The organism is uncultured Pedobacter sp. (assembly GCF_913776295.1).
Classification (GTDB): Bacteria; Bacteroidota; Bacteroidia; order Sphingobacteriales; family Sphingobacteriaceae; genus Pedobacter.
This window is the reverse complement of the sequence record NZ_CAJYOJ010000045.1, coordinates 111,019-125,450: the sequence shown is the minus strand read 5'-3', so window position 1 is coordinate 125,450 and position 14,432 is coordinate 111,019. Positions and strand designations below refer to the sequence as shown.

The following is a 14,432-nucleotide window of genomic DNA, read 5'->3' as shown; positions in this document are numbered from 1 at the left end:
AATACATAAAATTGTTAAAATAAATTCCCGTAGGCATGTTCAACTGTTTTGTTGAGTGATTTTTTACTGCTTAAAAATGTATCTAATAGCTTTAAGTCTTCCTGTAAAATCGCTTATTTGAGGCGGCGCTTTTTAGGTCGACCAATAAAATATATAAATAAAAAACAATTAATCTAACTGATTAATTAGCCCGGGATTTGTTAGAAATGATTTGATAAAGTCCTCTAATGAATCAGCTATTATTGCATCTGGATAATAAATTTTATTTTTCCCATTCTCATCAACTATGTCTATAGCTAAATACACCCCTTCATTAACTTCGTAAAATAATACCTTTTCTCCTTTATATAAATCATCATATACTTCTAAATCCGGATCAAATTCGAATTCATCCCGCTTCAGATTTATCTGATACAATGAAGTGTATCTAACAACCTATTAATATCCCCTTGCGATTTATGAAAAAAACCATAGCCAATCTGCAGGTAAAAGTCTTTTAACTCCTTCGGTAACTCATATCCAAATTCAGCTTCTGCATTTTTAATATCATCCTCAGTTAATGGGTAAAATATATTATTCAAGTCGTTATCTTGGGTTTCGGATTGAACCCTATATTCATTTAAAAATGAGAAATTAATCATATCACAAATTTACTTATTTTATTGGAGCAAGACTCTAGGTGAGGCTTTTGTCCATGAATACCAAATTGATGTCCTTTAAGGGTATTTAGCCGGATCCTTATTCCACTAATAATCATCAACAATATAATTATTTTCCATAACATAATATACATTGTATGCATAACCTCTTTTTATGATAATTTGCCATCTTTGATCGTTCCGGGAGTAGAATTTTTTAATACTTTGATCAATGAGCTTGATCCTGATGCGAAATCTCTTTCCTATAATGTGTCACTTTCTAAGGAGTATTATCCTCTTGCAGATCGTTATCAAACGGCAAACCCCATTATTGTACAGCGTAAGGCAGTAGGTAAGCTTCCGGTCTATGCAGAGTATTTTTACACGCCCCAAGATTCGTTGTTGCATTTAGTTTCTTATGATTGGGAGATGGCCCGTTATGCAGACCTGAAAGAAGTACTAGAGAGCCGGAAAGAACAGAGTGGAAAATTGGAAATCTACCTGGGCGAATATGTGTGCATTAGGGAACAGCTTATTAAAACATTCGGTAAACCTAACCAGGTTGATGAAAAGCCGAAGACGGTTCCTTTTGAGGGGCAAAGCTACTTCAATCAAAACACACTTTGGGAAACTGATGCGGTGCATACTATCTTAGTATGGTACCTGGGGCCGTACCTATCGGATCAGGTTAACCCTCTATTGGAAAAAATAACATGGTGTTTAGCCAGTTTACCGCTACAGAAACCCCCTCATATATTCAAACCCATTATTATTCGCAATGGTAAGCAAGGGCTGTATATTCTCTAAAAACCTTTTTCTTAAATCTACTTCAGTTAATTGCTGCGCATTGGCATTCGGGAACAGGCTCAGGTAATCTTCCATTATGGGTTTGTTGGGGTGGTTTTCCGCCATCACTTCGATAGCCGTTTTTTGCAGCAGGTAGTACCCGTCAAAGTAATCCTCCATCCTGGGTAGTTTATTATTCTTCCGGCTGTTGAATGATGGATCGGCCGGGATCAGGTTCCAGATCAGATCATGCGACACAAAGGCATAGGGAATGAAATGTTCAACGGCAAAATTGCCCTTTGCAAGTTCTTTTTGACGAAGAACCAGAGCAAGCTTTTTTTTAAAAAAAAAGCCTTTTGAAGCGCTCACAACAATCCAATTACTCATACGGCCTACCTCATCATCATCAAACTACCAGAAATACTTTTACAGTTTGTAGCCAGCTGAATAGTATAGTAATATACCCCCACAGGAAGGATTTTACCATTACTTTGCCCATCAAATGGGATTCCATAACCCCTGCTATTAAATACCACATTACCTAAACGGTTATAAACCTTTATTATGGCTTGAGGATACTGCTCAATATTCTTAATTATCCAGGTATCATTCGCCCCATCACCATTTGGTGAAAACGATGAAGGAACATCTACCGCTTTATCGGCAAAAGTAACCGGCACTGCAGTACGTTTGCTTTCACAATTTCCATTAGCCAAACTCACGAAATACGATTTAGATTTTACCATTTCCAATGTAAATAAACCCGTATTGTTTTCCATCAATGCCTGGCCGCCAGTTTCAAACTGATAAAGTTTATAGTTGCCTGCAACAGGGTTTAACACCCTGATAGTTCCCTCGCCCTCGCTACACAGCTTAACATCAGCTACTGCTGGTGCTTCAATCTCCTCTCCAATATTGTTTATTACAAATCCTTTTTCTACAAAATTACAGCTGCTACCGCTGTTATCAGTTACCCTGAGTTTATAAAATCCGTATGGTACATTTGCTAATATTGGCAGCCTGCCCACAACCTCTTCTCGGTTGTTCAGCCACTCGTACTGATAAGGTGCAACCCCGCCCTTAATCATAATATTACTAATCGCTCCAAGGCCCATGGCGCAATGGTCGGCCTGGTTATTTACCTCAGCTAAATCCATCACCAAGGGTTCAATACGCAAAACTGTGTAGTCTTTATAATGTTGTTCACACTCTTTTTCATCCGTTAAAAACAAACTGTATTTACCGGTTTTCAATCCCATTATTGTATTTGTACGGCCAATGGTAGCGCCTGTTGCATCCGTCCACCGCAGTTTTGTTCCTGCATCAATACCCGAAGTTTGAACCGTGATCATACCCGAATCTTCACCACATGCGGCATCTGTAATCTTGTAAGTCAGTTCCGGAAAAATCTTTGCACTTTGCCTGATGATGTTATACTCCAGCGTTTTAATACAGTAAGTATTTGCAATGGTTAATTTATACTTACCTGGCGAAAGGTTTACAACGTCTAGTTGATGGCCAACATCCAATCCAGCATCATTTGTCCACCTGTAGGTTAACCGATCAGAAGAACTAATCTTCAGGTTTTTTATCCAGCCATCATTGGTTGTACATCCTGCATTTCTTAAATCGTATGCCGAATCATCAACCGTTATTCCATTTTTTTCCTCGATGATAAAGGAATAAAAAAGTGATCCGCAAGTACCCTGATCTTTAACTTCAACGGTATATTTACCAGCAGGTACTCCGCGTAAATCCGCCTCAACACCCACAATATCCTGCTTTTCATTTCTCCATATAAAGGTTATGGCTCCTTTTCCCGAAGCAATTAAACCTGTTATGCTGCCATTTTTGCGATCACAATCTGCATGTTCAGTCAGCATTTTTCTAAGGTCTGCAACCGGAGCCCCTTCCGCAGGGATATTAAAGGGGCCAAAAACAACTGTACAATCATCGGTGGTAACCACTTTCAGCCTGTAATTACCCCCTTTTACATTTTGTAAAGCAAGCGCAGTTCCCTTAACCTCATCTGCATCATTTAACCAGCTAACAAACTTCGTTTTTGCGGTTTCCAGATTTGATAAAAAAACATTGCTAATTCCTCCGTTTTCCAGGCTACAGGTAGCAGGTTGTATTTTCATCAAATCGGTATACAACTGTGGCGTAATATCTTTTAGCTCCCAGGTAGAAGTTTGTGTTTTACAGGCCGTACCCAAAAATGCAGTAAAAGAATAGGTTCCAGGCAGCAGGCCTTTTAAATCGGCATTGGTACCCACTAACTTTTTTTCTGCGTTCCGCCATTCAATGGCTGTAGCACCCTGTACCACAATTCCGGTAATTGAACCATTTGCCTGTCCGCAGGTAGGCTGTTTAATAATGTAGTTGCCCATTTGTAAACTCATCCCTAAAAACTCTGAGGTACGGTTATTTAACGTAGCCGATGCCGTAAAGCCTACATTGGGCGGAATGGTCATCTTCCAGTTTCCCTGCGCATCAGCAAAAGTACTCCCTAAATATTTCTTTGCATCACACTGGTAACATTCTCCATCCGAAAACACTTCAATCTCTGCATCAGGCGTAGCGGTTCCCTTTAAAGTACCATTATCGTATTCATCAATTTTAATAACCGGGATTTCAACTTTCGATTTTTCTGATTTATAGGTAATGGGCATGGATGAAATACAATAAATTGCATTTCGTTGCAATAATATGTCGCCGCAGTTACTAGCACTTACGCCAGGTGTTCCCGGACCAAAGCTCACCCGGTTGGCCATTACATTTTCTTCACCAGGATTTTTCCCGCCAATAATCATATTGGAACAGTTTTCCAAGCCTATTGTACTGTAAACATACGATTTGCTTCCATCACTTCGTATCCCCATCCGGTTTCCCTGTATCTTTCCAGAATTGTAGATATTTTTGAAATCGAAACCACCACTCCCCAAAAAGGTATTATTGATGAGTGCTACATTTCTAAAATCCTGAATATATCCGCGGGCACCAATACCTACACTCTCTACCCCAAAACTGTTGTTTTTAACAATACACTTCTCGCCTGTAGCCTCTACAGCTTGTGTAGTGGGGTTAATACCCGATATCATCACCCCATAATCCCGAAAACCCCAGAGGTTTCCTTCCTCCTTCGTGTCGCCTCCAACCATTATATCATCACATAACCTAAAATTAAGCGTACCACCAAAGGCAGGGCCAGCCGCTGTTTTTTTATCTGCTGCAATACCAAACCAATTGGCCGAAACTTTAATGGTTTTACATTTAAACAAGTAAACATCATAATCGCAGGTTAAGAAAATATTACCCTTTCCAACAGCTCCAATGGTAATATTGGTACCTTGTGCAATATAGATCGGGCTAGCGCCACGGCCTGCAGCCGAAAAATTTGAAAAACTTAAACCATAAATTTCAAGATGGTTAATAGCAGTCCCTTTCAGCGCCGTTCGTTCCGTATAATCGGTATAGGGAATCACGGTTTCGATCGTTACTTTGGCATCAGATAAACCAAACGCCGCACCCGGCAGGGTAGTCCCGTCAATAACAAGATGAGAAGAAAGTATTAGTGGCGATTTCAAACTAATGAGCCTGGCTGTAGCCGCAAAATGTATATAGTCAGTTTCAGCACTTCCATTGGCACCCGCTTTTTCTAAAGCTTCTCTAAACGTGCCAGGCCCGCCGTCGAGTTGACTGCTCACCGTAAATATCTCCGCATGGACCACACCAAAGGTTGATAAGAATAACAACAAGAACAGTAATCGGAACATGGTGAGGGCGCAGTTTGTTAATAAAGCAAATGTAGCAGAATTTAACCTTTTTTACCAGAAGAAATGTGTTAAAGGGCCCTTTTTTTTGGGTTATGCAGAAGAACCGGCCAGGCAATGGAGCAAGGATGGTTGATGTTGGGGAGATAAACTACGATTATTTACCTTTGCAAAAATCAACTATCTCAGATGACAAAAGCAGTCCATCGTAAAATACAGCTATGTTTAATAGCCTTGTGCTTGCCGCTATGTGGCTTTTAATACCATTATTATAAAAAGAACAGCGAAATTGATGTTTATAGACTTCAACTTTGGACTGAACTGAAAAGCCACTCGATCAACAAAGAGGAATATTTCCGCAAGTGGGGCCCCAAAGTAGTGGAATGGAAAGAATCATTTGAAAAATGTGAGCTGCTCGAATTATCAGTAGTTTTTGTGTGTTTACTTAGTGGTGCAAACCTTATTATATATTTTAAGAATAAGAAACGCCTTGCAAGGTCGAACAAGGGTAGTTGAAGTTTAGGGTTTGTAGGTTATATAGGATATCTGGTTCTGAAATACTTTGACTCTCTCAATCAGCATACGCTTTGCGTAGCTGATGCAGTACATGCCAATCTGAATATGATATTTGGTGCCGGCACTTATCGGATCGGGTTAACCCTGTATTGGAAAAAATAATGTCGTTATTTAGCCAGGTTATGGCTGCAAAAACCTCCTCATATATTCAAACCCATTATCATTCGCAATGGTAAGCAGCGGCTGTATATTCTCTAAAAACCTTTTTCTTAAATCTACTTCAGTTAATTGCTGCGCATTGGCATTCGGTAACAGGCTCAGGTAATCCTCCATCATGGGTTCATTTGGATAGTTCTCCGTCATCACTTCTATAGTTGTTTTTTGCAGCCGGTAATATCCGTCAAAGTAATCTTCCATCCTGGGAGTTTATTATTCTTCCGGCTGTTGAATGATGGATCGGCCGGGATCAGGTTCCAGATCAGATCATGCGATACAAAGGCGTAGGGGATAAAATGTTCAACCGCAAAGCTGCCATGTACCAGTTTTTTACGCGTATATATACATTCAAGCGGGCCGGTATGGTCTAAAACCCTGTTCCAGAATTTACGCTGGTTGAGCAGGCTGTTCCGGCGTGCAGGTTTGATCAGTTTATTTGGGATGTCTGGTTGGACCGCTGTTTAAGTATTCTTAATATGGATTTATGGATTAGTGAGGTTGTGTGAATATTAGGAGTACTGCTGAAGAGTGGAGTGAAATTTCACGGATCATCGTCAACATGGGATTGGAGGTGCTGAAAGAACTTGAGTTGAAATTTGTTTGGGGGGGGTATTGTTATTAACACTAATTGCCTCGCTTAGTGTTGTTTGGGCTCAGGTTTAGAATATGTGAATATTTTTAGCTGTTTACATCTAAGATTTTACCGATTTTTGTATTACTTTAATAGTATAAATACGCTAACCTAAACAATATTTGGAAGGTGACAGCAGATATATTTTTAGCGTTCAATTATTGATTTCGAATGAAAATAAGTTTTAGTGGCCACGAAACCTTTGTTTGCCGCCAGTTCTGGCTAAAGAAAGGTTACGAGCATATATTAGCAAATAGATCGTTTAACGATGAGGATGCCGTAGTGCATTTAGGGGTGGGTAAGAATATGACGACCGCCATTAAATTTTGGTTACGTGGATTTAATATTATTGACGAGGCGGACCAAATTACTGAACTTGGTAGGAATCTTCTCGAACGTTATGATCCTTATTTGGAAGATACTGCAAGTTTATGGCTTTTGCATTATGCAGCTATTAAAAACGAAAAACTTTTTATTTTTAAAACTTTCTTCAACCAGTTTTTGAAAGAAAAAAATGAGTTTACTAAACCTCAATTAATTGCTTATTTAAAACGTAAAACAGAAGAAAGTGGCTTTAAACACTTCAGCGATAAAACATATGATGCTGATGCTAATGTTTTCTTACGGACTTACAATAGGTCTAACGATGGCAAAGCCGATGTAGAAGAAGAAACAGCAAATCTTTTAGTAGAGTTAAATCTAATTCGCCCATTTACCAGAGTAGCCTTAGATGGAAAAACATCAGTGCAATGGTTTAGGGTAATGAGAGAAAGCAGAGATGATCTCCCACAAGAGATTTTAGTATTTACCATTCTCGATACTTACGGAACGGATGCAAAGTCAATATCATTTAAAGATTTATTGGAAGGGGTGAATTCCCCAGGAAACATATTCTGCATGACAGAAAAAGGATTGGAGGAAAAGTTAATGGAGTTGGCTAGCATCTGGCCTAATGATTTTAACTATAACGAAACAGCAGGAAATAGGGTACTACAAATTAAACAAGAAATGAATAAGTGGGAGGTATTAAATCAATATTATGGTTAAGCATTTTTCACCTTCTCAAAATATATTACTGAACAACTTTGATGTTGCAGATTATATCATAACGCCCAATACCCAAGAGGTATTTGACGCCTTAATTAGCAATTATGCATCTGGTGTAAGGTCTATTAATTTAATCGGCGCTTACGGCACGGGGAAATCAACTTTCCTAAATGCTTTAAATTATCATTTAAACGAAGAAAAAGTTTTTGTCGACACTAAAAATTGGAAGAAATATAAACGATTTGATTTCATCAAGCTTGTTGGCAACTACGACTCTATTATCGATAATGTTGCCCATGTTATAGGTTCTTCAAGCAACAAGCCATCTGTGCTGATCAATGAATTGGAGAGCCTGATTAAGGCATCTAATTCCGAAGGTAGAGGGTTATTCTTCATCATTGATGAGTTTGGAAAGTTCTTAGAATATGCCTCGGCTAATGGAGCAGAAAAAGAGCTTTACTTCTTACAACAAGTTGCAGAGTTAATTAACAATACCGAATATGAGGCTGCATTCATTACTACCTTACACCAAGATTTTTCTGCTTACGCAGCCAGCTTAAATGCTACGCAACGCAATGAGTGGACTAAAGTTAAAGGTCGTTTTAAAGAGCTAACCTTTAATGAGCCAGTAGAGCAGTTGCTTTTACTGGCAAGTAAAAGAATTGCTGCTTCACCTGGCGCAGGTGAAATTAAGAACATTGAAAGTTTAATCGAAATCATCGCTTCGGCAAAAGCTTTTTCACTTAAAGCTTATTTCGATCAAAAAATTGCCAATAGCATTTATCCGTTAGATCTGTTATCAGGCAGCATCTTAGCTTTGGCATTACAACAATATGGACAAAATGAACGTTCACTGTTTACCTTTTTAAATACCGACAGTTTTTACGGCTTGGATGAGTTTGACTCAAAACGCCAAAACTTCTACGCCGTATCAAATGTGTACGATTACCTGAATTACAATTTATATTCTTACTTAAACTCAAAAGCAAACATCCATTACAGCAAATGGGCAGAAATTAAAAATGCTTTGGAAAGAGTGGAAGGTGAAGTAGAAGAACAAGACCACATTCTTTACCAAACCATTATTAAAACCATTGGGCTACTAAATATATTCAGTCACGCTGGTGCCAAGCTAGATGACAAATTTTTGGTAGCCTATATCGAATTAACTGGTAAACTTACAGGCGCTGCAGATGCTTTATTGAATCTTCAACGCAAAAATCTGCTCGCCTATAATAAATATTCACATCGTTTCTTTTATTCTGAGACCACCATCGTAAATATTGATGACGCGATAGCCGAAGCAGGACTAGAAATTAGCAGGGCCAACAACATTGTTAGTTTCTTAAATGGTTACTTACCATTGCCTCCAGTAGCTGCTAAAAGGGCTTATTACGAAAAGGGTACACCAAGAACATTCGAATATAAAATTTCCGATGCACCTTATACCGCATCAAAACCGAAAGGTGTAATTGATGGCTTCATTAATTTGATCTTTAACGAAAACATTAAAGAATCGGAAATTGTAAAAGCTTCAGCTGAGAGCGATCAAGCCATTCTTTACGCTCATTTTTTAAGGGTAGGCGATATTCAACATGCGATTGAAGAAATTGAAAAAGCTAAAATCGCCAAGGCAAAATATCCTAATGATAAGATTATCCAAAGAGAGTTAAGCGCTGTAGAGGAAATTCAAAAAAACCTATTGAACTACTACCTTTATGAAGGTTTTTATGATCCTACCTCTGTAAAATGGTATTACAAGGGTGAAGTAAAGCAGTTTAACAGCAGTAAAGATTTTAATGCATTCCTATCAGTTATTACAGATGAGGTTTATCCCCTTACACCTAAATTCATTAGTGAGTTAGCTAATAAGAGTAAATTATCTGGTACAATCGCATCTTCACGCCGTACCTTAATTGATGCCATATTAACGAATGAAAAAGAAGAAGGTTTAGGCATCGAAGGTTTCCCGCCACAAAAAAGTATTTACCTTTCCTTGTTGAAACAAACAGGCATCCATCAACCTACAGAAAATGGCTGGGCTTTAAAAGAGATTACTGATGCTGCTGTAGATCACCATGGTTTTATACCGCTATTTGCTGCATCTAACCATTTTGTAAGCAGTACCAAAGGCGCAAAGAGAAGCATTGCAGAGTTCTATGAGCATTTATCAGAAGCCCCTTATAAGCTTAAAAAAGGTTTCTTAGACTTTTGGATTCCAATCTACCTCATTATGAAAACTGATGATTTCGCGTTGTATGGTACCAATGGTTTCATCCCTGAAATCGATTCGGAAATATTGGAGTTAGTGGTCAAAAATCCGCATCAATATACGATAAAAACTTATGACACGGATGGAATCAAAGTGCGTTTATTTAATCAATACCGAGCGCTACTTGCTCTAGGGGAAACGGAAAGAACCTCTAACGAGGTATTTATTAAAACTATTGTTCCTTTCTTTAAATTTTATAGAGATTTAAAACCTTACGTTCAAAAAACTAAAAACCTAAGCAAAAGAACGCTTGCTGTTAGGAATGCATTAACCAATGCAACCGAGCCAGAGAAATTGTTTTTCGAAGATTTCCCTAGTGCACTTAATTATGATTTAGTGCAGTTAAGCAATAATCCCGAACTGTTAAGCAATTATAACGCAGACCTGCAAGAATGCATTCGGGAACTGCGCAATGCTTACAATGAATTGCTAAATAAGTTCGAGGGGATTATTAATGGCCTCTGGAATGAAGATTATGATTTTACTACTTATACCGAAAAGCTAAGGGCTCGCTACCAAAAATCGCTCAAGCAATATTTGCTGCTTCCATACCAGAAGACCTTCTATGATCGATTATGTTCGCCATTAGATGATAGAGCCGCTTGGTTATCTTCGGTAGCACAGGCAACCGTAGGCAAAACACTCGATCAGATTACGGATAAAGAAGTAGAAAATCTTCAGGAGCGTTTCCGTTCGCTTATTTACGAATTGGATAATTTAAACGATATGGCTTTGCAAAAAGTAAATCTTGAAGAGGAAGATGTTTTCAAATTTGAACTCACTACACCTGGCAGCAGTGCTAGCCATAAAATTATCCGCATGCCTAAAACACCAGATGCTCAATTTCAATATTTAGAAAGCGGAATGTCAGATTTAATGGGGAAAGCAAATAAAAGTACAAAAATTGCTATCTTAGCTAAAATGCTCAAACAAGTTTTAGATGACGAAGGAAAATAACAAGGTAAGGCATGTACTAGGAATTTCAGGAGGCAAAGACAGTGCTGCGCTTGCTATTTACATGAAAGAGCTGTATCCGCAGATGGATATAGAATTTTACACCTGCGATACGGGTAAAGAGTTGGAAGAAACTTACCAGCTTATCCGTAACCTCGAGTCTAAATTGGGTGTAAACATTCATAAATTATATGCAAAAGAGGGGGACAAAGGAAATCCTTTCGATTTTTACCATAATTTATATGGCGGATATTTGCCATCTTCCAATGCCCGTTGGTGCACCCAAAAATTAAAGATAGAACCTTTCGAAAATTATATTGGTACTACACCTGTAATTTCTTATGTGGGTATCCGTGGCGATGAAGATCGTGAAGGGTATATTTCCACTAAACCACATGTACAGTCTATCTTTCCATTTAGAGAAAATATCTGGAGTGAAGAGGTAATTGGCAAAGTATTAAAAAACGACAACCAGCAAAAGCTTTTAAGTCTGTATAAAGAGTTTTTAACTTCGAACCTCTACCAGCGTGCTGCAGACATTATTAAAACCCCATTATCCTTATCTTACAGTCAAAACCAAAAGTTAAAGGCCTTGATGGGCTTAGGTATTAAAGAATTTAATCATGTGACTTTTCAATCATTAAAAGATAGCCAGTTGCCTATTGCATTGGTAGATGATTTTCCTTTATTGGATAACGAGTCCATACTCATTCGTGATGATATTTTTAGAATCTTGCGCGAAAGTGGTGTAGGCGTACCAGCCTACTATGAGGAAATCCCTTATGAGGTAAACGGGCAAATAGGTAAATACAACCGCAGTCGCTCCGGTTGTTTCTTTTGCTTTTTCCAACGTAAAATAGAATGGGTTTGGCTATACGAACAAAATCCGGCTAAGTTCTTTTTAGCGGTTGAGTATGAAAAAGATGGTTACACCTGGATGCAAGATGAACGTTTAGAAGAATTGATCAATCCGGAAAGGATTAAACAGATAAAAGAAGAATTTTTAACCAAACAACAAAACGCTGCTCAAAATTATCGCTCTAACAAACTTATTGATATATTGGATGCAGAGGAAGAAGGCTGTTTAGCCTGTTTTGTATAATTCCTATATATGAAAATAAAAGCACAACAGATTACTTTAAAAAAGCTAATTGACTTAAAAGAAGACATTGACCCAAAGCCTCAATACCAACGAGCACCAGTATGGTTGTTGCCCAAAAAAAAATTACTTATTGATAGTATACTCAGAGGTTACGATCTTCCGAAATTTTATTTAGCAGAAGGACATTTATTCCTTTACGAAGCAGTGGATGGCCAGCAAAGGATGCGTTCTATCTGGGAATTTGTAGATAACCAATTTAAACTCGATGAGAGTGTAATTGAGGGGATTAATATAAAAGGTTATTCTTATGCTGACCTAATGGCTCATCAGTCACTCAAATCACGCTTTGAAGAGTTTCCTATATCATTATCCATTCTTACTGAATTTAGTCAAGAGGAAATTAGAACTCTTTTCGCAAGACTGCAATTGGGAGAAAAATTAAACTCCGTAGAACTTAGGCATGCAATTTCTTCAAATATCGGTTTTGCGATTATATCTCTTGCTTCGAATCATACATTTTTTATTGAAAAAGAATGTAAAATTATAAATGGTCGATATAAGCATCAAGATTATTTAGATAATGCATTGACGCTTTGTAAATATGATGGAGCAAGGAATATCAAAGGGACTGATATGAAGCATTTGTATCTTGAATTCGCAAATTCATCTATTGCCGAATTTGGCAACTTGTTGCAGAGAGCAAATAAAGTATTGGATTATTTGAAAGAAATCAATTCATATCATAAGGGTATGTTTAAAAACAAATGGGGATTTGTCGACATATTTTATTTATTGTATAAGGAATTAGATAATTTTTCATCAATAGATGCTAAAACGTTGTCAGATGAAATTTGGTCGTTTGAGCTTTTGCGCCGTGCTAATAATAAGAGTCCTGAAATGTTAATTGAGGATAAAACCAAAACTAGTTATGATAAAGATCTATATGACTACATCATTGCTTTTAAAACTGGTGGTGCCTTAAAGGAAAACTTGAAAATTAGATATCGGGTTTTCTATCATAAATTTTTTAACAACCAAAATTTTACTCTCAAATAAAATGTCAGGAAGATTACCTAATCAATTAATCCAACATTACAAAAATGGAGCCTTCGGCGTCTATGTTGGAGCAGGGCTATCTCAGGGAGCAGGGCTTCCAAGTTGGGAAAATCTCTTAAAAGATTTGATAGCAAAATGTAAGGATATCAACGCGATTAACGGTCAAAAGGAAACAGAACTTTACGAGTTGGTTAAATTTTCCGATAAATATTTGATGTTAGCACAGGAATTAAGAGAAACTTTAGGGAGTGCGTTTGAAAAATATATCAAGGAAAAATTTGATGATAAGACCTTGAAGCCAACGGATACTCATATCAAACTTCTGGAACTTAACAGTAGGTTTATAATCACCACCAATTATGATAAGTTGATCGAAAAAGCTTATGTAAAGAAATATTTTGATGTTCCGCCTGATCTAACTTACAAGGAAGCTCCAACGATTAACTATAAGATTATTAATAAAGAATTTTTTATCCTTAAGGCTCATGGTAGTGCTGATGGAGCACCTAGCGAAATTGTTCTTACAGAACAAGACTATCGTAAAATTATTTATAATGAACTCGGTTACCAAAGCGTTCTGCATGCACTTTTCTCCACGAATAATTTACTTTTTGTAGGAGCATCTTTGAAAGATCCTGAATTAGCTTTAATTTTGAGGTTTATTCATAATGTTTTCCATGGTGGATCTCCAGATCACTATGCTATAATGAATAAAGAGGAATTAACAGGGGTTGAAATAGATCGCTGGCGTAAGGATTATAATATTAATATCATACCTTATGATCCCAAAAATAACCATGAAGAAATATTTGAAATTATTTCAGAATTGAGCGAAATCAGATAATCTTATTTTACGAAAAGCTCATACCTCGACGATCAAATAAGTTGATATACTTCACTTAGTAACGTATATCAACTTTATTAATAAATTGTTATAATTTCAGAAGCATAAAAACCTATAGTTCTCAGTTTCTCTTTAATATCTCCAGGCATTTCATCAGATACGGTTTCATCAAATTTAATAATCCCATCTGAGTTTTTTCCTTCACGTATAGCTTGCATTAGTCCTTCAGGATCATCCTCATCAATTAAAACGGTGCCGGTAATATACCCTCCATATGTTTTAAATGCATTCGATGTAGGTAAGAAATGTATTTGCACAGCTTTCTTGAATACCCCGAAATGCCATTTCATATACTCTACTGAAAACCTTAATTTTTGGTTATTCAAAGCATTTATCCTATCTTCTATTGCGGAAATCTGAATCCTGAATTGTTCAATTTTTATTTCCATTAACTCCCTAAGCAATTTATCATCGCTATTATTATTTTTATTTAGCTCCTCCAATTTGTTAATGTGGTTTTCTAAAATTCGGTGATAAGATAAATGAAGGCTTTGAAGACCTTCAAGATCAAAACTTGATAAATCCATAGTGTTTAAA

13 protein-coding genes are annotated in these 14,432 nt (G+C 37.3%); 6 read left to right on the top strand and 7 right to left on the bottom strand.

Annotated features, from left to right (window positions below):
• Positions 1-168: 168 nt before the first annotated feature.
• On the bottom strand, positions 169-417 hold the full coding sequence (locus tag QZ738_RS09500) for a hypothetical protein (protein WP_293786911.1): 249 nt from the start codon (positions 415-417) through the stop codon (positions 169-171).
• A complete protein-coding gene (locus tag QZ738_RS21315) occupies positions 405-641 on the bottom strand; it encodes an SMI1/KNR4 family protein (RefSeq protein ID WP_367268576.1) in 237 nt (78 codons plus the stop codon). Before QZ738_RS21315 ends, QZ738_RS09500 begins: the two co-directional genes overlap by 13 nt.
• Positions 642-821: 180 nt before the next feature.
• Between QZ738_RS21315 and QZ738_RS09495 the strand changes: the two genes are divergently transcribed.
• Complete coding sequence (locus tag QZ738_RS09495; RefSeq protein ID WP_293786909.1) at positions 822-1,445, top strand: hypothetical protein; 624 nt, start codon at positions 822-824, stop codon at positions 1,443-1,445.
• Here the strand turns inward: QZ738_RS09495 and QZ738_RS09490 are convergent.
• From QZ738_RS09490 to QZ738_RS21310, 4 genes are all read right to left on the bottom strand, one after another.
• Positions 1,374-1,811: an HNH endonuclease domain-containing protein gene (locus QZ738_RS09490; protein WP_293786907.1), complete on the bottom strand. Its 438-nt coding sequence runs from the start codon at positions 1,809-1,811 to the stop codon at positions 1,374-1,376. The genes QZ738_RS09495 and QZ738_RS09490 overlap by 72 nt on opposite strands.
• A 5-nt stretch (positions 1,812-1,816) precedes the next feature.
• Positions 1,817-5,200, bottom strand: a complete 3,384-nt coding sequence (locus tag QZ738_RS09485; protein WP_293786905.1) for a gliding motility-associated C-terminal domain-containing protein — start codon at positions 5,198-5,200, stop codon at positions 1,817-1,819.
• A gap of 693 nt (positions 5,201-5,893) precedes the next feature.
• Positions 5,894-6,130 carry a hypothetical protein gene (locus QZ738_RS09480; RefSeq protein WP_293786903.1) on the bottom strand — a complete coding sequence of 79 codons (237 nt, stop codon included), beginning with the start codon at positions 6,128-6,130 and terminating at the stop codon, positions 5,894-5,896.
• Entirely contained in the window at positions 6,082-6,255 is a 174-nt protein-coding gene (locus QZ738_RS21310; protein ID WP_367268579.1) for an HNH endonuclease domain-containing protein, read from the bottom strand. Before QZ738_RS21310 ends, QZ738_RS09480 begins: the two co-directional genes overlap by 49 nt.
• Before the next feature lie 476 nt (positions 6,256-6,731).
• On the opposite strand from QZ738_RS21310, the gene QZ738_RS09475 reads away from it, so the two are divergent.
• The 5 genes from QZ738_RS09475 to QZ738_RS09455 are packed head-to-tail and all read left to right on the top strand — an operon-like array spanning position 6,732 to position 13,835.
• Positions 6,732-7,607, top strand: a complete 876-nt coding sequence (locus tag QZ738_RS09475) for a DUF4007 family protein (RefSeq protein ID WP_293786901.1) — start codon at positions 6,732-6,734, stop codon at positions 7,605-7,607.
• On the top strand, positions 7,600-10,836 hold the full coding sequence (locus QZ738_RS09470; RefSeq protein WP_293786899.1) for a hypothetical protein: 3,237 nt from the start codon (positions 7,600-7,602) through the stop codon (positions 10,834-10,836). The genes QZ738_RS09475 and QZ738_RS09470 overlap by 8 nt, the downstream gene beginning before the upstream one ends.
• Positions 10,820-11,935: a phosphoadenosine phosphosulfate reductase family protein gene (locus QZ738_RS09465; protein ID WP_293786897.1), complete on the top strand. Its 1,116-nt coding sequence runs from the start codon at positions 10,820-10,822 to the stop codon at positions 11,933-11,935. The genes QZ738_RS09470 and QZ738_RS09465 overlap by 17 nt, the downstream gene beginning before the upstream one ends.
• Before the next feature lie 9 nt (positions 11,936-11,944).
• Positions 11,945-12,991, top strand: a complete 1,047-nt coding sequence (locus QZ738_RS09460; protein ID WP_293786895.1) for a DUF262 domain-containing protein — start codon at positions 11,945-11,947, stop codon at positions 12,989-12,991.
• Position 12,992: 1 nt separating this feature from the next.
• The gene (locus QZ738_RS09455) at positions 12,993-13,835 is read left to right on the top strand and encodes an SIR2 family protein (RefSeq protein WP_293786893.1); all 843 of its coding nucleotides are present in this window, start codon (positions 12,993-12,995) and stop codon (positions 13,833-13,835) included.
• A gap of 77 nt (positions 13,836-13,912) precedes the next feature.
• Here the strand turns inward: QZ738_RS09455 and QZ738_RS09450 are convergent, their stop codons facing one another.
• Positions 13,913-14,422, bottom strand: a complete 510-nt coding sequence (locus QZ738_RS09450; protein ID WP_293786891.1) for a hypothetical protein — start codon at positions 14,420-14,422, stop codon at positions 13,913-13,915.
• Positions 14,423-14,432: the final 10 nt, after the last annotated feature.

Excerpts from the sequence above, each read along its gene's own strand:
- QZ738_RS21315 (WP_367268576.1), bottom strand. The coding sequence starts at position 641 with ATGATTAATTTCTCATTTTTAAATGAATATAGGGTTCAATCCGAAACC.
- QZ738_RS09490 (WP_293786907.1), bottom strand. The coding sequence starts at position 1,811 with ATGAGTAATTGGATTGTTGTGAGCGCTTCAAAAGGCTTTTTTTTTAAA.
- QZ738_RS09485 (WP_293786905.1), bottom strand. The coding sequence starts at position 5,200 with ATGTTCCGATTACTGTTCTTGTTGTTATTCTTATCAACCTTTGGTGTG.
- QZ738_RS09480 (WP_293786903.1), bottom strand. The coding sequence starts at position 6,130 with ATGGAAGATTACTTTGACGGATATTACCGGCTGCAAAAAACAACTATA.
- QZ738_RS09475 (WP_293786901.1), top strand. The coding sequence starts at position 6,732 with ATGAAAATAAGTTTTAGTGGCCACGAAACCTTTGTTTGCCGCCAGTTC.
- QZ738_RS09470 (WP_293786899.1), top strand. The coding sequence starts at position 7,600 with ATGGTTAAGCATTTTTCACCTTCTCAAAATATATTACTGAACAACTTT.
- QZ738_RS09465 (WP_293786897.1), top strand. The coding sequence starts at position 10,820 with ATGACGAAGGAAAATAACAAGGTAAGGCATGTACTAGGAATTTCAGGA.
- QZ738_RS09460 (WP_293786895.1), top strand. The coding sequence starts at position 11,945 with ATGAAAATAAAAGCACAACAGATTACTTTAAAAAAGCTAATTGACTTA.
- QZ738_RS09455 (WP_293786893.1), top strand. The coding sequence starts at position 12,993 with ATGTCAGGAAGATTACCTAATCAATTAATCCAACATTACAAAAATGGA.
- QZ738_RS09450 (WP_293786891.1), bottom strand. The coding sequence starts at position 14,422 with ATGGATTTATCAAGTTTTGATCTTGAAGGTCTTCAAAGCCTTCATTTA.